The organism is uncultured Thiothrix sp. (genome assembly GCF_937873765.1).
Lineage (GTDB): Bacteria > Pseudomonadota > Gammaproteobacteria > Thiotrichales > Thiotrichaceae > Thiolinea.
The window spans coordinates 104759-127281 of the sequence record NZ_CALMZC010000038.1; the positions used below are offsets into that span (position 1 = coordinate 104759).

Genomic DNA, 22523 nt, shown 5'->3' on the forward strand with positions numbered 1-22523 from the left:
GCCGGTGCTTGTGTCATAATAGGGTTTTCTGACCAGCACGGCTGGCGTCTAAAGGTAGTAGAGATGAAAGAACGTATTCAGAAGCTGCTGTCCCGTGCAGGTTATGGCTCGCGCCGTGAGATCGAGCGTTGGATTGAAGCGGGCGAGATTCTAGTCAATGGCAAAGTCGCAGCACTCGGTCAACCGATTAGTGAAAGTGATAAAGTGATCCTGCGCGGTAAAACCCTGCATCTAGAATCTAAGCTGCGTGCGACGCCTAAAGTCATCATGTATCACAAAAAAGCGGGAGAAATGTGTACCCGCCATGATCCAGAAGGTCGTCCTACCGTCTTCGACAACTTGCCGCACCTACGTCAAGGCCGCTGGATTATGATTGGTCGCCTAGACGTGAACACGGATGGCTTATTGCTGTTCACAACGGATGGTGAGCTTGCCAATAAACTGATGCATCCTTCCTCCGAGGTGGAGCGCGAATATGCAACCCGTATTTTGGGCGAAGTGACCGATGAAATGTTGCAACGCTTACAATCGGGTGTGCAGCTCGAAGATGGACCAGCACACTTCCTGCGTATACTAGCAGGTGGTGGTGAAGGCGCTAATCATTGGTATCATGTCGTGTTAGCGGAGGGACGGAATCGCGAAGTACGGCGCTTATGGGAATCACAAGGTTTAAAAGTGAGTCGCTTGATTCGGGTACGTTATGGCTTTTTAAGTTTGCCACGCTCTTTACGCGGGGGGCAGTATGAAGAATTGGATATTAAAACCCTGCGGCGCTTGTATGAGTCAGTCGGTATGAGCTTTGAAGAGCTTGTTCCTATCGAAACTGCCAAGCCTTCAGCCTATCGACCCGCGTCAAAAGAACCAAGTAAGCCACGTTCGCCTAGTCTCTATAATGCAGCACGCACTTCGACTAAGAAGACTACTGAGGCCAATAAGCCCAAACGTCCATCCCTTAGAGATTTTAATCGACCTAAATAAGCGCCTAAGTTCAGCGGCTATTTCCAGCACTTAATCCACGCATCGCTATAAGTTCTATTCATTTCCGATCATGCTAGCCCTCAAGCTTTTAGGGAGGGCTGGCGATGTTGAACCGCAAATATTGCTGTCTGGGATTGTTTTTACTCAGCTACCAAGTGGTAGCGCAACCACAAGTGGAGTTAACACTCACCCAATGGCTTGATCCAAATTGCCAAGGGATAGGCTTAGTTGAAGCAACTCGTGCTGAGCCCAGCCAATGTATTCGCTATCAAGTACAAATCAAGAATAGTGGAAGCAGTGTGGCTCAAGCTATAAAACTGGAGTTGCCAATACCTACACATACTATTTTGAAGCAAGGTTCAGTGAGCAATGGGCTAAACCAAGCAGTAGTAAATAATAAGTCACCACTACAAACTGAAATCGATCAGTTGGAGGTTAATGAATCGATAAGTTTGTATTACACGGTACAGGTGCTGTAGTTACTTCACTAATTCAGCTAGTAAATCCGCATGATGCAGTTGCTGACGTTTTAAGCGTAAGCGCTCGCTACGGAAGATAGCGATTAAGTCTGCCAGTGCATCATCAAAATTATCGTTAATGATCACATAATCGTATTCAGCATAATGGGATATTTCATTACGCGCATCACGCATGCGGCGCTGAATAATGTCTTCGCTGTCTTGTTTACGATTGCGCAACCGTTCTTCTAAAGAGGCTTGGCTAGGTGGCAGGATGAAAATGCTAATCACACTCTTAGCGCTCTCACGCACTTGACGAGCACCTTGCCAGTCAATCTCTAGAATTACGTCTTTATGTGCAGTTAACAGAGAGTCGACCGCCGTTCTAGAGGTGCCATAATAGTTATCGAATACTTGTGCATATTCTAAAAATAAACCTTGCTCAATTTCCCGTTGGAAGGTTTCCACGCTCACAAAATGATAGTGCTCACCATCAACTTCGCCGGGGCGAGGCGCGCGCGTAGTATGCGAAACTGAAATCGTCAAATGCTTGAGTTGTTGGCAAAGTGCGTTCAACAGGCTAGTTTTGCCAGCCCCAGAGGGGGCAGAAACAATATACAGTTGACCAGGTTTCATCGTTTTGAATTCCTCTAATTAAGCACCAAGCATTCGCTTGAAAATGTACGCTTGAAATAGTTACTACTAGTAAAATGATAAAGATGCGAGTATAGAAACTGAGGGAGCGTCATTCTAATTAAAACCCATAGAATGCAAAAGCAAACGAGGTCATAGAACGATGATTCAAGTCATAAATATTCCAGCCTTTTCGGATAATTATATTTGGTTGATTACACATGAGGAACGTAAGTTTGGGGTGATTGTAGATCCGGGCGACGCCCAGCCCGTGTTAGCTGAGTTAGAACAGCGCGGGATTGAACCGCTAGCTTTGTTGATCACTCATCATCATCGTGATCATGTGGGTGGTATTGCTAGGCTATTGGAGGTCTACCCCCAGCTCAATGTTTACGGTCCTGCGCGCGAAACTATTCCCCAGATAACTCATCCCCTACAAGAGGGGGATGTGGTGGATTTACCTGAATTAAAGGTGAGTTTTCAAGTACTAGACGTAGCAGGTCATACGGCCGGGCATATAGCTTATTACGGTGATGGTAGTCTGTTCTGTGGGGATACTTTGTTTGGTAATGGTTGTGGGCGCGTGTTTGACGGCAGTTTAGATGCTTTACATACGGCTTTGCAGCGAATTGCAAAATTGCCAGCAGCAACCCTAGTTTACTGCGCGCATGAGTACACGATTGACAATATTGGCTTTGCAAAGTGGGTTGAGCCTGACAATAAAGACTTAGATGCACGTTTAGAAGAGTGCTGGCAGTTGCAAGAGGGCAGCCCTAAACGAGCTACCGTGCCATTTATTTTAGGTAATGAATTTCTCACCAATCCTTTCTTACGCACGCATGTTCCTGAAGTGATTGCGCGTGCTGAAAAGGTCGCAGGGCGTGAATTACAAACGCAAGCCGAGATTTTCGCGACTTTGCGCATTTGGAAGGATACGGAGTACGACTAAGCCATTTGCGGGTTAAATCTTTATGAGTCCATAAAGTGCTGGCGATAAAATTTCAATTCATTAATCGAATCATAAATATCGTCCAGCGCTAGATGGCGTGATTCTTTGCTGTATAGCTCTAAAATGCTAGGTTTCCAGCGTTTGGCTAATTCTTTAACGGTACTCACATCCAAATTGCGATAATGGAAGAACTTTTCTAGTTCCGGCATTAAGCGTGCTAAAAAGCGCCGATCTTGGCAAATACTATTCCCACACATCGGTGAAGACCCTGCTGGAACATGTTCTTTGAGAAACGCTAAGGTTGCTTGCTCAGCCTGTTCAGCCGTCCAAGTGCTTTCACGAACCCGTTGGATTAACCCCGAACCACCATGCTGCTTTTGATTCCATTCATCCATGTGTGCCATTCTTGCATCTGTTTGATGAATCGCCATCACGGGCCCTTCAGCCAAAACGTTCAGGTCTTTATCGGTGACAACGGTGGCAATTTCAATAATCAGATCATTGAGCGTATCTAGACCAGTCATTTCTAAGTCGATCCAAATCAAATTATCCTGATGGGCAGCCATGGCTTGTTATACTCGGTTACTTGAAAAATGAACTAAAACGCAGATATTTACCTGAATCTCGCTAGTGAGTTCAAGTGCTAATTAGGAAACTACTTGATGCAAACTTTTACATTGATTTTTTTAACTTTTCTATTTGCCTCTACTATCGTGCAAATCTGGTTGTCTTTACGCCAAAAACAAGCGGTACAAACGCATCGTGCTGCCGTGCCAGACGCTTTTGTTGGTAAAGTCACTTTAGCAGAGCATCAAAAAGCAGCAGATTATACCTTGGCTAAAGGTCAGTTCGGGCGCATTCAAATCATGCTTGGTGTGATCGTACTCTTGGCTTGGACTTTAGGTGGTGGCTTAGAGTGGTTAGACCAGGTTTGGCGCAGCGCTGGTTGGGGGGTACTGCTCACAGGTACTGCAGTGATTCTAAGTATGACCTTCATTTCCAGCCTGATTGATCTGCCCTCTTCGCTTTACAGTACCTTTGTTTTAGAAGAGCGCTTCGGTTTTAATAAAACTACTTTAAAAACTTTTGTAGTCGATATGCTCAAAGGGACTGCTTTAGGTTTAGTGATTGGTGTACCACTGATTCTCTTTGTGTTGTGGCTGATGGAGTCGGCGGGGAGTGCATGGTGGATTTATGCATGGGTAGGGCTAACAGGATTCTCATTACTCATGACTTGGGCTTATCCGAAGTTTATTGCGCCCTTATTTAATAAATTCCAGCCACTAGAAGAGGGCGAAGTTGCCAGCCGTATTAATGCTTTATTAGAGCGTACGGGGTTCAATAGCAAAGGTGTGTTTGTGATGGATGGCTCACGGCGTTCAGCGCATGGCAATGCCTATTTTACGGGCTTTGGTAAAAATAAGCGCATCGTGTTTTTCGATACTTTGCTTAAGCATCTGACGCCTTCACAAATTGAAGCAGTGTTAGCGCATGAGCTAGGGCACTTTAAGCGTAAGCATATTGTGAAGGGCATGATTTTATCAGTATTGATGACCTTAATTGGTTTTGGTGTGTTAGCTTGGCTGATGCAACAGTCTTGGTTTTATACGAGTTTAGGGATTTCACAACCCTCGACTTATATGGCTCTTATCCTCTTTATGGTCGTTAGTCCGGTATTTACTTTCTTTATCACCCCGCTGATGGCAATGTTCTCACGTAAACATGAGTTTGAGGCTGATGAATTTGCAGCCCAACAATCCAGTGCTACGGAACTGATCGCTGCTTTGGTAGGTCTGTACAAGGAAAATGCCAGTACTTTAACACCTGATCCGTTGCACTCGGCATTTTACGATTCGCATCCTCCGGCTGCGATCCGCATTGCTCATCTACAGAAACAGATCTAAACGAGGATAACCATGAAATCCATCGCGTTTTGCACTGCTAGTCTAGTGCTTAGTATGTCCGCTCATGCTGCGCCTGATCCGATTAACGGTAAGCGTTTATTTGAACAATCGCGCTGTTTGAGTTGCCATACCACTGAAGTATTCACCAGTCCAACGCGAAAAGTGAAAAGCTACGCTGCACTCGAGAGCCAAGTGCGGCGTTGTGATGCTAATCTCAGTACCAATTGGTTCGATGACCAAATCCTAGATGTGGTTTCGTATTTGAATCAAATGTATTACAAATTTCCAGCCCCTGCCGCTGCTACCCCAAAACCATAATAGTTTCAGTTCGCTTTCTGGCAGTTTTGCTTCACAATAGGCTCTATGATGAAAACTGCACAGGATATTGGCCGAGTGATCACCCGTTATGGGGCTGAACTCATTTTAGAAACCGCGAGTGGTGAGCGCTTACGCTGTACCACTCGGCGTAAATTAGAGCATATTGCTTGTGGCGATTATGTTCGTTGGCAAGTCGAGCAACAGGGCAATGCCAGTGTGCTGGCGATTTTACCCCGTCAAAATGTTTTAGAGCGCCCGGATTTTCGTGGCAAGTTACGTGCGGTTGCTGCCAATATTGATATCCTGCTAGTCGTGAGTAGTTGGCGTCCTGAACCCAATTGGGAAATGCTGGATCGCTATTTAGTGGCGGCACATTTATTACCCGCTGAAGTGCTGATTGTGTTTAATAAAGCCGATTTGCGCGATAGTTACCGTCACTCTGAGCATGAGGCCTGCCTAAAAGAATATTTAGAAATTGGTTATCGTGTTGTGCATACGCAAGCTAATCAAGCACAAGGCTTAGCAGAGATTGAAGAGGCCATTCAGGGAAAAACAGCTATTTTTGCAGGACAGTCCGGAGTCGGGAAGTCGTCACTGATTAGCCAATTAGTGCCTGCCGAAGAAATTCGAGTAGGGGAAATTGCGGAGACGGGTGAAGGACGGCACACTACCACTGTATCTAGTCTTTATCATTTGCCCGGACAGTCGAGTTTGATAGATTCGCCGGGTGTGCGAGATTTTCCACTGCCACAATTAACTGTAAGCCAAGTGCAAGCCGGTTATCCAGAATTTTCTCGTTTTGCTGGGGAGTGTCGATTTAATAATTGCACTCATCAACATGAGCCGGGCTGTGCTATAAAGACGGCGCTCACGGTTGGAGAAATTCCACCGCGACGTTATCAGCGTTATTTGACCCTATTAAGAAGCCAAAGTAATAACTAATTTAAAACTGGCTAATCCCAAGAGTTTACTAGAGTGATGAAGGATCGTTTCAAGCTCAACTGGTCTGTGTGCTGCTTGATCAGCTGCTTGTGCTTAATACAAAATCTCAAGGCCAATACTATCGAAGAGCAGCGTCTTAGTTTCCAAACGGCAAGAATGGCACTCCAATCTGGTAAGGTCGAAGAGGCTCGCCTGTTAATGCCACAATTGAAAGGCTATCCTTTAGCGCCTTGGCTGGAAGCACAACTGCTAACGGCTGATCTAGCACAAGTGGCGGATGCTACCTTAGCTAAATTTATCCAGAATAATCCATATTCTTTAATGGGCGATAGTCTCAGTGCACGCTTAGCAGAACGCTTAGCTGCTCAAGGAAAATGGACAGAGCTTTTAAATACTATTCCCGATAATCGCGATCAGCTCACCACACAATGTTATCGAGCTGAAGCTTTATTAAATACTGGACTTATCAATCAAGGTTTAGAGCAAGCCAAAACTATTTGGGATACCACGAAAAAAGATTTCCCCAATGATTGCGCAAGTCTACTCCTGCAGCTGCAAACCCATAAAGTTTTAAGCTATAGCGATTATTGGCAGCGTATTAAAGTGTTAATCAGCAATAATCGTCTGAGTGCAGCGCGTGATTTAACGCCTTATTTAACCGAAGAAGATAAAAAATTCTTTGAGTTGTGGTTAGCTACCCGTGCTGAACCCGCAAAAAAATTACCTGAGTTATTTATCCAAGCTGATAGTTCACAGCTACGTACTATCACTGTCGATGCCATTAAAGAAGTCTCTGATAATAAGTTAGAAACGGCTTTGTCGCTTTGGACGCAGGCTCAAGCGATCTTTAAGTTTACTAGTGCTGAAAAGGGCGAAGTGGAAAGTCGCTTAGGTATGTGGGAAGCGTGGCGACATAATGAAGAAGGTTTACAACGCTTAAAACGCATTCCGCTTGTAGATCGAACTAAAGAAGGGAATGCTTGGCTGGCACGCTTGGCCATGCGTTCACAGGATTGGCCGGCTTTATTGGAAGCCTCTACTGCGCTAGAGGCGACTGAAGGTACTGATGATGAATGGGACACATGGTTTTATTGGCAAGCTCGTTCTTTAGAAAAATTAAAAAAGCCCGCAGAAGCACAAACAGTTTATGAACGCTTGGCAAAAAACTCAACCTACTACGGCTTCTTAGCTGCAGATCGAATTGGCCAAGACTATGTGTATTTAGAGCAAACTCCACCAGATCGTAGTCAGCGCATTCAAGGTTTGCAAAAATTAGCAGCGTATCAGCGCTGGCGGGAATGGAATGCATTGGGTGAGCGCAGCCAAGCACGTAAAGAGTGGTTTCGTTTGCTGCAAGCGATGGATAAAGAAGGTGTGCTAGCGGCTGCTGAACTAGCTTTACGGCAAAATGACGCAAATTTAGCTATTTGGACGGTGTCTAAAGTCAAGGATTGGAATAGTATCGATGTACGTTTTCCTTTGATGTATGAACAAATTGTAATGGATCAAGCACGTTTGCAGGGTATACGCCCTGAATGGATTCTGGGTATTATGCGTCGAGAAAGTGCGTTTGATGCCAGTGCAGAGTCCAGTGCGAAAGCTTTAGGTTTAATGCAATTAATGCCCGGAACCGCGCGTGATATTGGTCGGCAGATGGGGATGGAGTTGGTCGCAAAAGAAGATATTTTGCAGCCCGATCTGAATGTTAAGCTAGGAAGTGCCTATCTGCGTGATATGTTAAAGCGCTTCTCTGGAAATTATGCACAAGCAACAGCGGCGTATAATGCAGGGCCAGGGCGGATTCCTAAATGGGCACCTCCACAAATGCTCGCAGCCGATCAATGGGTTGAAAGTATTCCCTTTGATGAAACGCGTAAATATGTACGAGCAGTGATGGCCTATACCACGATCTATGATCATAAGCTTAATAAGGATCAACACTTGCGTTTATCAATGCGCTTACAACCGATTCCAGCCAAATAAACGAGTTGGAGTTGAATAGGAGAAAGTTTCGGCATGAAGTCGCAGCAGCGACAACAAGGTGTCGCTATGCTCACTGCGCTGCTGATTGTGGCCTTAGCAGTAATTGTCGTCACCTCTATTTTTGTGCAGCAGCGCTATAGTATCCGCTTGAGTTCTAATTTGCAGGACATGGAACAGGCTTATCAATATGCCTATGCAGCAGAAAAAATGGCAGGTTTCTGGTTAGAGCAAGATATAAAAGATACCAAAGACGGTACTTATGATGCTCTTCAAGATAAGTGGGCGGGAAAAATCGAGCCGAAGCCGATTGATGATGATAATGGACAGCCGATTGGCGAGCTCCAAGTAAAAATTGACGATCTGCAAGCCTATTTTAATGTGAATAATCTTTATGATGTGCAGGCTAAAAAGCCACGTGGCTCAATGATAAAGGTTTTCCAACAGATGCTGCAAACAGCAGGTGCTTTACCTTTAGGGTTTGCGAATAATATTGTGGACTGGATTGATCCTGATGATGAATTAGTTGACCGGGATAGTGCAGAATCTGATTATTATTTAATGCAAGAGCAGCCCTATCAGGCAAGTAATGCATTGCTATTAGATCCTAGCGAGTTAAGACTAATTAAACTAGGTAGTGTTAGTGATGAAGAATCAAAGCAGGCATTACTTGCAGAGTTAATGCCCTTAGTGACAGCTTTGCCAACGCCGACCTCGGTAAATGTAAATACAGCGCCTAATAAAGTATTGACTGCCATCGGTTTAACGGATCCGCAATTACAAGGGATTGTGCAAGAGCGAAATAATAACCCAATTAAATCCGTGGAAGCTTTACAGAAATTAGTACAGAACTTAACTAAAGAGCAAAAAATTTTATTAGGGGTAAGTTCGAATTATTTTCGCTTAAGTGGGCAAGTACGTTTAGGGAAAAGCCGTTTGTTTTTAAACAGTGTGTTATTTCGTTCAGCAGAGGGGAAGGTTCATGTCATAATGCGCCAGTTTAAGCGGGTGAACCCACCACCTGAACCAGAAGCAGCCTAAAGCCTGCTACTTTTAGTATAAATAACTAGTTGATGATGACTTATGTTGATCCTGCGTTTACAAACACCTCAAGATGCTGAGTTTGCTTATGCAAGACTGGAGGGCAATGCTACTTCAGGAGAATGGCATTCTGGTACTTGGGCGCAAGTTAATAAACTAAATGGTAATCAGCCTGTTATTTTGTTGATTCCAAGTGCTGATGTTTTATTGACACGCACGATCTTGGTTACCACAAATAATCGCCAATTAAAACAAGCGTTACCTTATACCTTAGAGGAAAACTTAGTCGGCGAAGTCGAAGATCAGCATTTTGTTTGGCAAGCTGAAAACGATAACACACTAGCTGTTGCAGTGATTGAACGTGCGCGTCTAAAAGTTTGGATTCAGCTTTTAAAGCAACAGAAACTGCGTGCCAAGGCTATCTTGCCTGACGTGTTTGCTTTGCCAGTGAATGAAGCCATGCCCACCTTGTGGCAACGCGAAGGACAAGCTTGGGTACGCACCGATGCAGTGAGTGGGTTTAGTTGCCCAGCGATCTCTCTGCCTTTATTAGTCAATAGTTTGTTTGCTCCAGAAGCACAGGAACGCAAACTGCAACTATATACCGATCAGCCTGCGGATTGGCAGCAAGCTTTTACTATTTTCCCAGAACCGCAGCCTAATCATTTATTACAGAAAAGCTTGCAAGCAGGGATGGGATTGAATCTGCTCGCGGGTTATCAAGATGACAGCATGTCTAGCTTCAATCGTAATTGGCGGCGTTGGAAGCTAGTAGCTGGGCTCGCAATATTTTGTGGCGCTGTTTGGACAGGTATTCAGGGTATGGATATTTGGCGCAGTGCCGAGCAGTTGAAACTGGCAGAACAGCACAATCTCAGCTTATTTCGCGAAATCTTTCCTGAAGTCAAAGAGATTGAAGTTAGTGCTCTGCGCTCACGGGCTACCTCAGAAATGGCCAAGATTGAAGCTCTGAATCCAGCAGCGACTGATAAGATTAGCCTCTTGCCTTATTTAACGATGGTTGGCAAAGTTTTCCAACAAGAGCAAGGCTTGAAAATTACTGAAATTCGTGCCCGGGATGGGCGTTTAAGTGTAGTGTTCGAAACACCCGACTTAAAAGCGACCGAACGCATTGGGCAGGGGCTAACCACTTTATTGGGACGTGAAGTCAATGTGAAATCGACGCAAGCTAATAATATTGTCCGTGGCGAAGTGACTTTAGGTGCTGGAGGAGAAAATACGTGAAAGCTTGGTTTGCAGCGCTCTCCGAACGCGAACGTTATTTGTTACTTATTGGCGTAACAGCTATTCTGGCTACTGTGCTATGGTTTTATGCTTGGAAGCCTCTAGTAAAATATAAAAACCAAGTGGCTGCTGATTTAGTAACCGCTGCAGAAGATGCCACTTTGCTAAAAAGTGCGAAAGCACAATTAGTCGCTGAACAAGCTGCTGCTAGTGTCAGACAGCCTATTGATACCACAACTAGTGTGCAAATCGCGATTACGCCTGCCTTACAGAAATATCAACTAGATAAGCCTGAGATTTTGGTGCGTTCTGAAGCCAAAGGTAAAGATGGTGTCAATATTCGCTTAGATAATGCACCTTTTGATCAGGTGATTGCGTTTCTGGCTGAGCTTGAAACCCAATATGCAATTTATGCGACAACCATTGGGCTTATTCCGGGGGCTGCTCCGGGTTTAGCAGGCTTGCAACTGACTTTAGAACGATGAAAAAACAAGTATTTTGGATCTTAGCTGGCTTTACTAGCTTCACAGTGTCTTTGGCAGTGCTAGCACCTTTGAGTTTCTTCACGCAACAAGCGACTAAAGCGAGGCCAGAGCTAAGCTTTGGTGGTGTGAGTGGAACTTTATGGGATGGTAAGATTGCTAAGGCTATTATATCCCAAGCACAAATTGCCGATTTAACTTGGAGGTTTGCGCCGACTAAATTACTCAATGGTATGCTCGCCGCAGATATGGAGGGTACTGTCCAAGCAGTACATCTAAAAGGTCAATGTGGCTTGGTTTGGAATACTAATTTAGCTTGCTCACCCCTGAATTTAGAATTACCTGCGGCTTCTTTAGGGCAAGTGAATCCAGCTTTGCAAAACTTACCGGTTGCTTTAGGTGGTACTTTTCGCGCTATTATCGATGATATTCACTGGGATCGGGAAACGATGCCGATTATGAATGGCTCGTTGATTTGGGTAGATGGCAGTGTACAAACGCCTATTGCAGTCAATCTAGGTGGTCAATATCGGGCGCGTGTTCGAGAGGGTAGCGGCAAGCAGGCCTTAAACATTGCTTTGCAATCCGATCAAGCCAGTATTGTGCTAGACGGTAAAGTGGATCTTGAAAAAGATGGTTTGTATACAGCAGAGGTTTTTCTTAAGCCTTCAGCAGAGGCAGATCCCAGTATTGCCCAAGGTTTGAGTTTATTAGGTTCCGTGCAGACTGATGGTAGTGTGCAGCTTAAAAGCAGTGGGCAGATTAGTTTGAACTTGGGTGCTGCGCCCGCAGCAGTAACAGCGGCTGATCCAACGGCGCAAACTATGCCAGCTCCAGCTCCAGCTCCAGCAGCTACACCTCAACCAGCAGCACCGGCTGCACAATCTGCTCCTGCTGTAGAAGAGGACTAACGAACCGCAAACTAGGCAGATCTCATGAATCTGCCTAGTTTAGTTGATTAAAGCACTGATAAATCTGCGACGCGTAAGAACAGACCACGCAGTTGGTTTAATAAAGCTAAGCGATTATTGCGTAAAGCTTCATCCTCCGCCATCACCATCACCTCATTAAAGAAGTTATCCACTGATTCGCGCAGATGAGCTAAAGACAATAAAGCCTGTTCATAATCACCTGTCGCAAATAAAGGTAATACCTGAGCTTGTTGGGCTTCTAAGCTTGCTGCTAAAGCATGCTCAGCGGGTTCTCTTAAAAGGCTCGGATTCACTTCAGCAGGAATAGCCGTTTCGACTTTCTTCAGAATATTGCTGATGCGTTTATTTGCAGCTGCTAAGCTTTCTGACGCTGTTAATTGCCGGAAGGACACCACCGCTTTCAAGCGCTGCTCAAAGTCTAAGGGTTGCGTGGGTTTCAAAACGGCGACAGCTTCAACCAGTTCAGCATTAATGCCTTGCTCTTGGTAGTAAGCCCGCAAGCGCTCCAAAATATAATCTAGTGCCTCTTGCATATCCGGCTTTTTGCCTAATTGCGTTGTTAGATTATGCGCGGCTTGATCGAGTAGATCAGCCAAATCTAAAGGCAACTTCTGCTCAATCAGAATGCGCAAAACACCTACTGCTAAGCGGCGTAAACCAAAGGGGTCTTTCGTGCCTGTAGGCTTTTGGCCGATTGCGAAAATACCCGCTAGGGTATCAATTCTTTCAGCTAAAGCCAGAATCCGTCCAGTGGCGGTGCTAGGTAGTTGATCGCCTGCAAAGCGTGGCAAATACTGTTCTTCCAAAGCTTGAGCGACTTCTGTCGGTTCGCCATCATGTTGGGCATAGTAGCGCCCCATCGTGCCCTGGAGATCAGTGAATTCAAACACCATATTGGTGACTAAATCGCATTTGCCTAGTTCAGCAGCCCGTACCGCCAAGTTTTCATCCACTTTAAGTTGCTGAGCCATGTATTTTGCAAGCTTAGCGACGCGTGCCGATTTGTCATGTAAGGTACCGAGTTGCTGTTGGAAAACCACAGTTTTCAATTTGTCACGCCGGCCGGCTAGAGGCTGTTTCTTATCTTGTTCCCAGAAGAAGGCTGCATCACTAAAGCGGGGGCGAATCACACGTTCATTGCCTTCGCTGACTTTACTCGGGTCTTTGCTTTCAATATTGCTGATGGTGATGAAATTCGGCATCAACTTGCCATGGGCATCCGTTAAGCCAAAGTATTTTTGGTCGCCTTGCATGGTGTGAATCAATGCTTCTTGCGGCACATCGAGGAACTTTTCTTCAAAGCGCCCAGCAATGGGGACGGGCCATTCGACTAAAGCCGCTACTTCATCTAATAAGGAGTCTGGCATAATGGCCTTGCCACCGAGTTCGGTTGCTAGTTCTTGGACGCGCTGGCTGATCATTTCGCTACGCGCTTCAAAGCGTGCGATCACATAAGCTTCGCCTAATTGCACGGCATAATCAGCAGGATTGCGAATGCTAATGGGTGCAGGTGCATGAAAGCGATGACCACGGCTTTCACGGCCGGTTTTAATGCTAAGGATTTCAGCATCAATCACTTGCTCATCCGCTAGCATCACAATCCAATGCACTGGGCGCACAAATTCAGCTTCACCCTCGCCCCAGCGCATACGTTTAGGAATCGGTAAGTTCGCTAAAGATTGATCCACTATTTTCGGAAACAGTTCAGCCGTTTTCTGCCCCGCTTGTTGTTGGCGGAAGACTAACCATGCACCTTTATCAGTTTCCAAGCGTTGTAAAGCGGCAAACTCAACCCCACAGGAAGCTGCAAAACCCAGTGCTGCTTTAGAAGGATTACCTTCTTTGTCAAAAGCTGCTTGGATAGCGGGGCCACGTTTCTCAACCAGTTGATCGGCTTGTTGGGCTGGAATGCCTTTCAGCCAAACCGCTAAACGGCGCGGTGCTGCATAAGCGATGACTTTATCGGCGGTTAAACCGGCTGTTTGATAGCCGGATACAATGCCGTCGGTGAAGGCATCGGACAGTTTCTTTAAAGCCTTGGGTGGTAGTTCTTCAGTGCCGATTTCTACCAGTAAATCTATTGTGTCAGTCATCTTAGGCTACCTTGGGTTCTGATTGCAGCATCGGGAAACCGAGTTTTTCACGGGTGGCGTAATAACCCTCGGCAACGGCTCGGGCTAAAGTACGCACGCGCAAAATATAGCGTTGACGTTCAGTAACCGAGATAGCCTTGCGTGCATCTAGCAGATTAAAGGTATGCGAAGCTTTGAGCATTTGTTCATAAGCAGGTAGTGGTAAACCTAACTCACTCATGCGCTGACTTTCACGTTCAGCCACATTGAATTGATGGAACAGTGCCTCAGTATCGGCATACTCGAAGTTATAAGTCGATTGTTCAACTTCGTTTTGATGGTAAACATCGCCATAAGTGACAATGCCTTGTGGCCCGCGTGCCCAGACTAAATCATAAACGCTGGTGACATTTTGCATATACATGGCTAACCGTTCCAGACCGTAAGTGATTTCACCACTGACGGGTCGACAATCCAAACCGCCGACTTGTTGGAAATAGGTAAACTGAGTCACTTCCATCCCATTCAGCCAAATCTCCCAACCTAAACCCCAAGCGCCTAAGGTGGGTGACTCCCAGTTATCCTCCACGAAGCGAATATCATTCACTAAAGGATCAAAACCTAAAGCTTTGAGTGAACCTAAATACAGCTCTTGGAAATTGGGGGGGGAGGGCTTGAGTAATACTTGGAATTGATAGTAGTGCTGTAAGCGATTCGGATTTTCACCATAGCGACCATCAGTGGGGCGGCGTGAAGGTTGCACATAGGCCGCCCGCCAAGGTTCTGGGCCAATGGCACGTAAAAAGGTTGCTGGATGGAAAGTACCTGCACCCATTTCCATATCATAAGGCTGCATTAACACACAACCTTGCTCAGCCCAATACGCTTGCAGTGCTTGAATCATGCCCTGAAAGGTGGATAAGTCGTAGTTAGCCATTGTTGATTCTGTAATTTTTGCCAAGAAAGCGTCGAGTATACTGCACATTGCTTAAGCTAGCAGCAGCCAACCGATGAAAACGGGATGAGTGGTGGGAATAGAAAGAAGGATAGAATTTCTACCCTTGCTTTCAAGTTTGATTAGGCTTGACGTGTGCGCAAGAGGCTAAGAATCACGGAGCCTGCAATTAAGCTAGCTACGATACCCAAAGACCAAGTAATCGGAATTTTATACACGTCTAATAACAGCATTTTCGCGCCGATAAATAGCAGCACTAAGGCTAAGCCATATTTCAAATAGACAAAGCGATCAGCCACATCAGCCAATAAGAAGTACATAGCGCGTAAACCTAGAATCGCGAATACATTCGAGGTTAAAACAATGAAGGGATCAGAGGTAATCGCGAAAATCGCTGGAATCGAATCCACAGCAAAAATTAAGTCGGTAATTTCTACCAAAACCAGGACTAAAAATAAGGGGGTGGCATAGCGCAAGCCATCTTGCATCACAAAGAAGCGTTCTTCGTGTAGGCTGGTGGTCATACGCATATGTCCGCGAATCCAGCGTACTAGTTTATTGTTTTCAAGATCAGGTTGATGTTCAGATGCCCAGAGCATTTTAATCCCTGTGAACATAAGAAAAGCCCCAAATATATAAAGTATCCAATGGAAATGTGTGAGTAACCAAGCACCCATTAGAATCATAATCGTGCGCATAACCAAAGCACCTAGCACCCCATAGAGTAAAATCCGGCGTTGGTATTCGATGGGTACAGCAAAATAGCTAAAGATCATTAGCCACACGAAAATATTATCGACTGCTAAAGATTTCTCTACTAGATAGCCGGTAATGAATTCAAGTGCTTTGGTATCAGCCAGCGCTCGACTTTGGGTTTCAGATAGATACCACCACAAACCCAGTGCAAATAGCAGAGCAATTGCGATCCAAACTAGCGACCAAATGGCCGCTTCTTTGAAAGACACCTTATGTGCTTTCCGGCCTCCAAGTAAAAATAAGTCTGCCAAAATCATGGCAATCACAAAGATAAAAAATCCCGCCCACATCCACGGGGTGCCAATGGTCTCCACGGCGAGTTTCTCCTAACAGTTATTAAAATTTATTAAATTCCTAGTAAATTAGTAGGAATTCAGCTATTGACTGTAAAACAAGCACAATAGTGATAGCGAATAAACACAATTGGGATTGTGCGTTTTATGAATCTAAGCTGAGTCAAAACTAGAAGCATGGCATAATCCCTTCTCATGCAACGCGCCCAACAAATCCTCAAAACTATTTATGGCTACACCGATTTTCGCCTCAACCAGCAGGCGATTATCGCTGCTTTGCTGGAGGGTCAAGATGTTTTGGCTCTAATGCCTACGGGGGGTGGCAAATCACTTTGCTATCAAATTCCGGCTTTAGTGCGGGAAGGAGTTGGGATTGTAGTCTCTCCCCTAATTGCACTGATGCAAGATCAAGTCGTGGCTTTGCAGCAGCTCGGGATTCGAGCAGAGTTTTTAAATTCCACCCTTGGATTCAATGAGGTTCAACGTATTGAAACAGCCCTGTTAGCAGGGGAATTAGACTTGCTCTATGTTGCACCGGAGCGTTTAGTCACCGATCGTATGTTGAATCTGTTGGGAATGGTTCAAGAACGGGTAGGGCTTGCTTTATTTGCCATTGATGAAGCCCATTGTGTCTCACAATGGGGGCATGATTTCCGTCCTGAATATCAACAACTCTATATCCTTGCAGAGCGTTTCCCACAAGTGCCGCGCATGGCTTTAACCGCGACGGCTGATCTGCGTACTCGCCAAGAAATTATTAGCCAGCTTAAGCTCGATCAAGCAGCGGTTTTCATTAATAGCTTTGACCGCCCGAATATTCGTTACCTGATTCAAGATGGGCAAAATGCACGCCAGCAGCTTTGGGATTTTCTGGAGGCCAATCATCCTGAGGATGCCGGAATTGTGTATTGTCTATCGCGCAAAAAAGTGGAGGATACCGCTACTTGGTTAGCCCAACAGGGACGGATTGCCCTGCCTTATCATGCAGGGTTAAGCGCGGAAATGCGCCGGGTAAATCAAGGGCGTTTCTTGCGTGAAGAGGGTGTGATTATTGTTGCAACCATTGCCTTTGGGATGGGGATCGATAAGCCGGATGTACGTTTTGTGGCGCATTTGAGTCTACCGAAAAGTATTGAGGCTTATTACCAAGAAACCGGACGAGCCGGGCGCGATGGCGAACCAGCGAATGCATGGATGGCCTATGGCTTACAGGATGTAATCAGTTTACGGCAAATGATGGAAACCTCTAATTTGCCTGAGCAGCAAAAGCGCATTGAGTATCACAAACTCGAAGCGATGTTAGGCTTATGTGAACTGATTACCTGTCGCCGCCAAGCGCTCTTAGATTATTTCGGTGAAATGGGTTCTAAACCTTGTGGTAATTGTGACAATTGTTTACAAGCTCCAGAAAGCTGGGACGCTTCCTTAGCGGCACAAAAAGCGTTGTCTTGTGTGTATCGCACCGGCCAGCGTTTTGGTGTCACTTATGTGATTGATGTGCTGCTTGGCAAAGATGAAGAGCGCATCAAATCCAATGGGCACACTCGATTATCCACTTTTGGGATTGGGCAAGAGTTGTCTAGCAATGAATGGCGCACCTTATTTCGCCAATTGATTGCACTCGGCTATTTGAATGTTGATTTAGAAGGCCATGGCGGACTGTATCTTAACGAGAAAGCCCGTCCGCTATTGCGTGGAGAAAGCAAGTTGTCCTTACGCCGCGAGCGCAAAACTGAAAAGAAAAAAGCTCGCATTAAAGCTAGTGCCGAACAGCCCATTCGCTGGACTGATCAGCCGCTTTGGGATGGCTTACGTCGTGTGCGTGCACAATTAGCCAAACAGCATGCCGTACCACCTTATGTGATTTTCCACGATGCGACTTTGCGCGAAATGCTTAAACTACGCCCACGAACTTTAGCAGAGCTGGCCCTACTCAGTGGCATCGGCCAGCGTAAATTAGCCAGTTACGGACAAACATTCTTGGATGAGCTTTTGCAGCATGAATGAGTCTTAGCCATGCTCATATAAATGTCGCCGCCGGCAGAACGATACCACAATATAACGTGTCCCTTTAGTCGTAGGGCGTCCGCCGTGAGGGTGTGTAATACAAGGGAACAGGGTGCAATAACCACTTTTGGGGTTACCTAAAATCTTTTGGCGGACAAACCAAGTACCCCCTCCTTCAAACCCACGGTTCAAACCTACGGTGAAAGTATAATCGGCATAATCTTGATGGATTGAAAGCAACACTTGTTCATTCGCCCGATAGCGCGCCATAAAGCTTTCTTCGACCATATCCTCCCAATGCCGGCCTTCTAAACGCCAAATCTTGCGCGCGATGGGATGGCAAAAAGTGTGCATCACTTGGTGATACATTTCCGCTAAACCTAAGTCTTGCAATAAAACATCGGTGGTTGGATAGTATTCATGACGGGCAGTTGTCCATTTTCCCAAACGTTCAGCTTGCTCGACCACTTCATAACAGAAGGTGTCAGTGAATAACGGGAAACAATAAATATCAGGCCCAAGCTCATCAATCATCAAATCAACATCACCGGTACGAATGCCCGGAGCAATATATTTTTTGATCCAAGCGTCTTTATGATCGCGCCAATCAAATAGAGAGATTTCTTGCATGATGCCTCATTCCATTTTTTTATTAATTCTCAAAATCATGCCAGAAATTAAGTTCATTAGCCTGAGCTGGCAGATGTTCGGCGAAGGGCAGATGCTTAAGCGGTGTACTAGTAAAACTATGAAACTTGCAGTATAAGCAAACAGTCTAATCGGTGTAGATTCTAATTAAATTGAAAAGGAGTGAGCAATGCGTTTAGGTTCCGTTTTAACTTCTACAGCTTTATTAGCCGTTTTATCAACGAGTGCTCAAGCAGCATGGCAATCCATTCCCGGAGCGGCGTGTAGTCCGCTCTTGGGTAATCAAACTACTCAGTTTAATAAAGTTGGTGATACTGGTTATGCGCGTATTGGTGCAGGTAGTGCTTGGGTTTCCTGCCCTTTGCATCGCACCATGTTTGTGCGTAAGTTGGTTTATGTAAATTTAAATCATCCAAGTGCACGCGGGACTCTGTGTAAGATCATGCGTAGTAATTATTTAACAGGTGCTGCGAACTCCTCGTCTGCTACCGCACAAGGCACAGGTAATGTTGTCGCTGGCTTTAATATTAATATTACAGCCTTAGGAACTATGGCTGCTTATGATACCTACAGTGTGAGCTGTAATGTAGCTCAAGGTACAACGATACGTGGTGTGAGCTGGGAAGATAATTAAGCAGTTTTAGGGTTTCAGTCGATGCGTATTGTAGTGGCTTTAGTCGTAGTGTTATATGGGCTAGCAGCTTTGTATGGCTATTACTGGTGGAACGGCAGCCAACAAAAATTCACTGAAACTCGAGTGGCACAGCCAACGGCAACTGCTCCTGTGCAAACCACGCCGGAGCCGTTGCGGTTTTCAGATGTTAAGCTTGCTGACAATACCCAATTAATTAGTCAGCAACTCCAGAACTTGCAAACTAGTTTTGAAGCCCGCTTGCAAGAGCTGCAAATTCAACAAACTAAAACTTTAGTGAGTTTACAAAAGCAAATTGATGAGTTGAAGCAACAGCAAGCACAAGTTTTGGCACAAACTCAATCCAGCTCGCCCGCATCAACTCAAACACCTAGCGCTGACCAAAGCTCTATGGCGGCACTCGTTGCAGAGCCACCTCCAGCCGAACAAGCTTTTGAGAGTCAAGCTCTGCAGGCGAAGCCTAGCTTAAAGGCTCAACTGACCCAGCTCGACCTTAAGCTCCAAACGGATACCCCGGATGTGGCACGCCAAAGTGTTTTCCAGCAAAAAGCAGAAAATGCATTGAATCAAGCACAGCTTGGTACTCTTTTACAAACTCGGGCCGAGTGTGGACAAAGTTTTTGTAAGCTTGATATTCAAGGGCAAGTACCTACAGGTGTTGATCCTTTGCAAGCTTTATGGGAGCAGAATGTGTTTCCAGAGTCCACTGAAGTGATGACGATTCCTAAACCAGATGGTTCAGGCTGGTTAGTCTATATTGCAGCAGAGGGGCAGTCTTTAGCTAACACACCTTAGTCGAAAATTACTATTAAATTCCCAGCTCCTTCCACATCTCATCCACTCTTTCTTTCACCTTTTGCTCCATTATAATTGGAGTACCCCATTCGCGCGTGGTTTCACCTTTCCATTTATTAGTTGCATCTAAGCCCATTTTTGAACCAAGCCCAGACACAGGCGAGGCAAAATCAAGGTAATCAATCGGGGTATTTTCAATCAAAACGGTATCGCGTGCTGGATCCATACGAGTGGTCATTGCCCAGATGACATCCTGCCAACTGCGGGTGTTTATATCCTCATCCACCACAATAATAAATTTGGTGTACATAAACTGGCGTAAGAATGACCAAACCCCCATCATTACGCGTTTGGCATGTCCGGCATATTGCTTTTTAATACTCACTACGGCCATGCGATATGAACAGCCTTCAGACGGTAAGTAGAAATCGACAATTTCTGGAAATTGCTTTTGCAGAATGGGTACAAAAACCTCATTTAAAGCCACTCCTAAAATAGCTGGTTCATCCGGTGGGCGTCCTGTATAGGTGCTATGATAAATGGGGTCTTTGCGATGCGTAATACGTTCAATTGTAAACACGGGGAAGGTATCGACTTCATTATAATAACCCGTGTGATCCCCATAAGGACCTTCCGGCGCATAATCATTCGGATAAATAAAGCCTTCGAGCACAAATTCAGCAGAAGCTGGCACTTGCAAATCAGACAGCAAGGCTTTAGCTAATTCAGTACGTGACCCCCGCAATAAGCCAGCAAAGGCATATTCTGACAAAGTATCAGGCACTGGTGTCACCGCACCCAAAATCGTCGCTGGGTCGGCACCCAAAGCTACCGCCACAGGAAAAGGCTCACCCGGATGTTTACGTTGCCAGTCTAGGAAATCTAGAGCGCCCCCACGATGCGACAGCCAACGCATAATAACTTTGTTTTTGCCTAAGACTTGCTGGCGATAAATCCCTAAATTCTGGCGCTTTTTCTCAGGGCCTTTGGTAATGACTAAGCCCCAAGTGATTAAAGGCGCCACATCGCCCGGCCAACAATGTTGAATTGGCAGTTTACTAAGATCAACCTGTTCGCCCTCTAAGACTACCTCTTGGCAAGCTGGACGGCTGACCTGTTTCGGTGCCATATCCAGCACTTTTTTGAAAACGGGCAAAGCATGCCAAGCATCTTTCAAACTTTTCGGTGGTTCTGGTTGTTTAAGCGCTGCAAGTAAACTACCTATTTCGCGTAAAGCTTCAGTCGATTCTTTCCCCATGCCTAAAGCAACCCGACGGGGTGTACCAAAAAGATTGGCTAAGACCGGGATACTATGACCTTTAGGTTTCTCAAATAAGAGAGCTGGGCCACCCGCACGTAATACACGGTCAGCGATTTCAGTCATTTCTAAATGTGGGTCGACTTCGGTCTTAATCCGTTTAAGTTCACCCATTTTTTCCAATTGCTGGATAAAATCACGTAAGTCTTGATAGTTCATTAGTCCATAATAGCGGAAAATAGCTCAGTGTCGCTATGCCCTTGAGAGAGTTTGATTAGACTATGCCACAAGAACCAACCATCGCTTTATTACAGAAATCGCCCTTAGTGCGTTACAGCTTAGCTACACGCCCCGCATTTTTATTAGCGAGCATTATGCCGGTCTGTGTAGGAGCAGCAACAGCTAGTTATCAAGGCTATGCTTTCCATATGGGTTTGTTTGTTTTAAGTATCCTAGCAATCCTATTTATTCATGCCGGTGTGAATGTAATTAATGATTATTACGATGAGCAAAATGGCACGGATCGACTAAATACAGAGCGGATTTACCCCTTTACAGGCGGGAGCCGTTTTATCCAAAATCAAGTGTTAAGCGCCCAACAAACCTTGCATTTCGCTTGGAGCTTATTAGGGGCTGCGATTCTGTTGGGATTGATCCTAGTGTGGCAAACTGGAAGCGATTTGCTTTGGATTGGTTTCGCTGGCTGTTTATTCAGTTGGGGTTATTCAGTGCCACCTTTACAGTTAAATAGTCGTGGGTTAGGTGAGCCTGCCGTGGTGATCAGTATCGGGATATTAGCTCCCTTAGGTGCTTGGTATGTGCAAACGAGTGAGTTGGCTTGGTATCCCTGCTGGATAGGTTTGCCCTTAGGTTTACTAGCGATGAATATTTTGCTGATTAATCAATTTCCGGATGCTAAAGCTGATGCAGCCAGTGGTAAACATCATTGGGTTGTCCGTTTTGGGGCGCACACAGCAGCTTGGATATACTTAGCTAGTGTTTTGCTAGCTGGCCTGATCTTGATGTTTCTAATAATTAGTGGTTTGCTGCCTAGTTTAGCTTTAATCAGTGGTTTAGCCCTAATTTTGAGTTTAAGAGCTGCTTGGTTATTGAAACGTGATGCTTTGCACACCGAGTGTTTAGCGCCTGCTATCAAAATGACGATTGCGAGCGTTATTTTGCATGGCAGCTTATTAACTTTAAGTTTAGCGCTGGTATAGTCTGC

General features: G+C 45.4%; 22 protein-coding genes. 15 read left to right on the top strand and 7 right to left on the bottom strand.

What is annotated here, in order from left to right; genetic code table 11:
* Positions 1-63: 63 nt before the first annotated feature.
* Complete coding sequence (gene rluB, locus Q0307_RS10750) at positions 64-978, top strand: 23S rRNA pseudouridine(2605) synthase RluB (RefSeq protein ID WP_298660381.1); 915 nt, start codon at positions 64-66, stop codon at positions 976-978.
* A gap of 104 nt (positions 979-1082) precedes the next feature.
* Entirely contained in the window at positions 1083-1457 is a 375-nt protein-coding gene (locus tag Q0307_RS10755; protein ID WP_298660383.1) for a hypothetical protein, read from the top strand.
* Here Q0307_RS10755 and gmk read toward each other — a convergent pair whose 3' ends face one another.
* Entirely contained in the window at positions 1458-2072 is a 615-nt protein-coding gene (gmk, locus tag Q0307_RS10760; protein WP_298660385.1) for a guanylate kinase, read from the bottom strand.
* A gap of 160 nt (positions 2073-2232) precedes the next feature.
* Between gmk and gloB the strand changes: the two genes are divergently transcribed.
* Positions 2233-3018, top strand: coding sequence for a hydroxyacylglutathione hydrolase (gene gloB / locus Q0307_RS10765; protein WP_298660388.1), 786 nt, complete (start codon positions 2233-2235; stop codon positions 3016-3018).
* A 20-nt stretch (positions 3019-3038) separates the two neighbouring features.
* Here gloB and orn read toward each other — a convergent pair whose 3' ends face one another.
* Positions 3039-3584 carry an oligoribonuclease gene (orn, locus tag Q0307_RS10770; protein WP_298660391.1) on the bottom strand — a complete coding sequence of 182 codons (546 nt, stop codon included), beginning with the start codon at positions 3582-3584 and terminating at the stop codon, positions 3039-3041.
* Positions 3585-3680: 96 nt separating this feature from the next.
* Here orn and Q0307_RS10775 point away from each other — a divergent pair, with 96 nt between their 5' ends.
* The 8 genes from Q0307_RS10775 (at position 3681) to Q0307_RS10810 (ending at position 11841) form a co-directional block, all read left to right on the top strand.
* Positions 3681-4922, top strand: a complete 1242-nt coding sequence (locus tag Q0307_RS10775) for a M48 family metallopeptidase (protein WP_298660393.1) — start codon at positions 3681-3683, stop codon at positions 4920-4922.
* 12 nt (positions 4923-4934) lie between these two features.
* The gene (locus tag Q0307_RS10780; protein WP_298660395.1) at positions 4935-5240 is read left to right on the top strand and encodes a hypothetical protein; all 306 of its coding nucleotides are present in this window, start codon (positions 4935-4937) and stop codon (positions 5238-5240) included.
* Positions 5241-5285: 45 nt separating this feature from the next.
* Positions 5286-6182, top strand: coding sequence for a ribosome small subunit-dependent GTPase A (gene rsgA, locus Q0307_RS10785; protein WP_298660397.1), 897 nt, complete (start codon positions 5286-5288; stop codon positions 6180-6182).
* 156 nt (positions 6183-6338) lie between these two features.
* Positions 6339-8165 (top strand): lytic transglycosylase domain-containing protein, encoded by a 1827-nt coding sequence (locus Q0307_RS10790; protein WP_298660400.1) that lies wholly within the window; start codon positions 6339-6341, stop codon positions 8163-8165.
* Between the two features lie 33 nt (positions 8166-8198).
* Positions 8199-9203: a type II secretion system minor pseudopilin GspK gene (gspK, locus tag Q0307_RS10795; RefSeq protein ID WP_298660402.1), complete on the top strand. Its 1005-nt coding sequence runs from the start codon at positions 8199-8201 to the stop codon at positions 9201-9203.
* Positions 9204-9245: 42 nt separating this feature from the next.
* Complete coding sequence (gspL, locus tag Q0307_RS10800; protein ID WP_298660404.1) at positions 9246-10448, top strand: type II secretion system protein GspL; 1203 nt, start codon at positions 9246-9248, stop codon at positions 10446-10448.
* Positions 10445-10933 carry a type II secretion system protein GspM gene (gspM, locus tag Q0307_RS10805; RefSeq protein WP_298660406.1) on the top strand — a complete coding sequence of 163 codons (489 nt, stop codon included), beginning with the start codon at positions 10445-10447 and terminating at the stop codon, positions 10931-10933. The genes gspL and gspM overlap by 4 nt, the downstream gene beginning before the upstream one ends.
* Positions 10930-11841, top strand: coding sequence for a type II secretion system protein N (locus Q0307_RS10810; protein ID WP_298660408.1), 912 nt, complete (start codon positions 10930-10932; stop codon positions 11839-11841). Before gspM ends, Q0307_RS10810 begins: the two co-directional genes overlap by 4 nt.
* 47 nt (positions 11842-11888) lie before the next feature.
* Here Q0307_RS10810 and glyS read toward each other — a convergent pair whose 3' ends face one another.
* The 3 genes from glyS to Q0307_RS10825 all read right to left on the bottom strand — a co-directional run bounded on the left by glyS (position 11889) and on the right by Q0307_RS10825 (position 15959).
* Complete coding sequence (glyS, locus tag Q0307_RS10815; protein ID WP_298660410.1) at positions 11889-13955, bottom strand: glycine--tRNA ligase subunit beta; 2067 nt, start codon at positions 13953-13955, stop codon at positions 11889-11891.
* A 1-nt stretch (position 13956) separates the two neighbouring features.
* Positions 13957-14871 carry a glycine--tRNA ligase subunit alpha gene (glyQ, locus tag Q0307_RS10820; RefSeq protein ID WP_298660411.1) on the bottom strand — a complete coding sequence of 305 codons (915 nt, stop codon included), beginning with the start codon at positions 14869-14871 and terminating at the stop codon, positions 13957-13959.
* 140 nt (positions 14872-15011) lie between these two features.
* Positions 15012-15959, bottom strand: coding sequence for a TerC family protein (locus tag Q0307_RS10825; RefSeq protein ID WP_298660413.1), 948 nt, complete (start codon positions 15957-15959; stop codon positions 15012-15014).
* Between the two features lie 174 nt (positions 15960-16133).
* Here Q0307_RS10825 and recQ point away from each other — a divergent pair, with 174 nt between their 5' ends.
* On the top strand, positions 16134-17945 hold the full coding sequence (gene recQ / locus Q0307_RS10830; RefSeq protein WP_298660415.1) for a DNA helicase RecQ: 1812 nt from the start codon (positions 16134-16136) through the stop codon (positions 17943-17945).
* Between the two features lie 3 nt (positions 17946-17948).
* Here the strand turns inward: recQ and Q0307_RS10835 are convergent, their stop codons facing one another.
* The gene (locus tag Q0307_RS10835; protein ID WP_298660417.1) at positions 17949-18575 is read right to left on the bottom strand and encodes a hypothetical protein; all 627 of its coding nucleotides are present in this window, start codon (positions 18573-18575) and stop codon (positions 17949-17951) included.
* Positions 18576-18762: 187 nt separating this feature from the next.
* Between Q0307_RS10835 and Q0307_RS10840 the strand changes: the two genes are divergently transcribed.
* Both Q0307_RS10840 and Q0307_RS10845 read left to right on the top strand, forming a co-directional pair.
* A complete protein-coding gene (locus Q0307_RS10840) occupies positions 18763-19227 on the top strand; it encodes a hypothetical protein (RefSeq protein WP_298660419.1) in 465 nt (154 codons plus the stop codon).
* A gap of 21 nt (positions 19228-19248) precedes the next feature.
* Positions 19249-20040 (top strand): hypothetical protein, encoded by a 792-nt coding sequence (locus Q0307_RS10845; protein ID WP_298660421.1) that lies wholly within the window; start codon positions 19249-19251, stop codon positions 20038-20040.
* 13 nt (positions 20041-20053) lie between these two features.
* Here Q0307_RS10845 and ubiD read toward each other — a convergent pair whose 3' ends face one another.
* Entirely contained in the window at positions 20054-21517 is a 1464-nt protein-coding gene (gene ubiD, locus Q0307_RS10850; RefSeq protein ID WP_298660423.1) for a 4-hydroxy-3-polyprenylbenzoate decarboxylase, read from the bottom strand.
* A 62-nt stretch (positions 21518-21579) separates the two neighbouring features.
* Here ubiD and Q0307_RS10855 point away from each other — a divergent pair, with 62 nt between their 5' ends.
* The gene (locus tag Q0307_RS10855) at positions 21580-22518 is read left to right on the top strand and encodes a prenyltransferase (protein ID WP_298660424.1); all 939 of its coding nucleotides are present in this window, start codon (positions 21580-21582) and stop codon (positions 22516-22518) included.
* Positions 22519-22523 lie beyond the last annotated feature (5 nt).

Excerpts from the sequence above, each read along its gene's own strand:
- rluB (WP_298660381.1), top strand. The coding sequence starts at position 64 with ATGAAAGAACGTATTCAGAAGCTGCTGTCCCGTGCAGGTTATGGCTCG.
- Q0307_RS10755 (WP_298660383.1), top strand. The coding sequence starts at position 1,083 with ATGTTGAACCGCAAATATTGCTGTCTGGGATTGTTTTTACTCAGCTAC.
- gmk (WP_298660385.1), bottom strand. The coding sequence starts at position 2,072 with ATGAAACCTGGTCAACTGTATATTGTTTCTGCCCCCTCTGGGGCTGGC.
- gloB (WP_298660388.1), top strand. The coding sequence starts at position 2,233 with ATGATTCAAGTCATAAATATTCCAGCCTTTTCGGATAATTATATTTGG.
- orn (WP_298660391.1), bottom strand. The coding sequence starts at position 3,584 with ATGGCTGCCCATCAGGATAATTTGATTTGGATCGACTTAGAAATGACT.
- Q0307_RS10775 (WP_298660393.1), top strand. The coding sequence starts at position 3,681 with ATGCAAACTTTTACATTGATTTTTTTAACTTTTCTATTTGCCTCTACT.
- Q0307_RS10780 (WP_298660395.1), top strand. The coding sequence starts at position 4,935 with ATGAAATCCATCGCGTTTTGCACTGCTAGTCTAGTGCTTAGTATGTCC.
- rsgA (WP_298660397.1), top strand. The coding sequence starts at position 5,286 with ATGATGAAAACTGCACAGGATATTGGCCGAGTGATCACCCGTTATGGG.
- Q0307_RS10790 (WP_298660400.1), top strand. The coding sequence starts at position 6,339 with ATGGCACTCCAATCTGGTAAGGTCGAAGAGGCTCGCCTGTTAATGCCA.
- gspK (WP_298660402.1), top strand. The coding sequence starts at position 8,199 with ATGAAGTCGCAGCAGCGACAACAAGGTGTCGCTATGCTCACTGCGCTG.
- gspL (WP_298660404.1), top strand. The coding sequence starts at position 9,246 with ATGTTGATCCTGCGTTTACAAACACCTCAAGATGCTGAGTTTGCTTAT.
- Q0307_RS10810 (WP_298660408.1), top strand. The coding sequence starts at position 10,930 with ATGAAAAAACAAGTATTTTGGATCTTAGCTGGCTTTACTAGCTTCACA.
- glyS (WP_298660410.1), bottom strand. The coding sequence starts at position 13,955 with ATGACTGACACAATAGATTTACTGGTAGAAATCGGCACTGAAGAACTA.
- glyQ (WP_298660411.1), bottom strand. The coding sequence starts at position 14,871 with ATGGCTAACTACGACTTATCCACCTTTCAGGGCATGATTCAAGCACTG.
- recQ (WP_298660415.1), top strand. The coding sequence starts at position 16,134 with ATGCAACGCGCCCAACAAATCCTCAAAACTATTTATGGCTACACCGAT.
- Q0307_RS10835 (WP_298660417.1), bottom strand. The coding sequence starts at position 18,575 with ATGCAAGAAATCTCTCTATTTGATTGGCGCGATCATAAAGACGCTTGG.
- Q0307_RS10840 (WP_298660419.1), top strand. The coding sequence starts at position 18,763 with ATGCGTTTAGGTTCCGTTTTAACTTCTACAGCTTTATTAGCCGTTTTA.
- Q0307_RS10845 (WP_298660421.1), top strand. The coding sequence starts at position 19,249 with ATGCGTATTGTAGTGGCTTTAGTCGTAGTGTTATATGGGCTAGCAGCT.
- ubiD (WP_298660423.1), bottom strand. The coding sequence starts at position 21,517 with ATGAACTATCAAGACTTACGTGATTTTATCCAGCAATTGGAAAAAATG.
- Q0307_RS10855 (WP_298660424.1), top strand. The coding sequence starts at position 21,580 with ATGCCACAAGAACCAACCATCGCTTTATTACAGAAATCGCCCTTAGTG.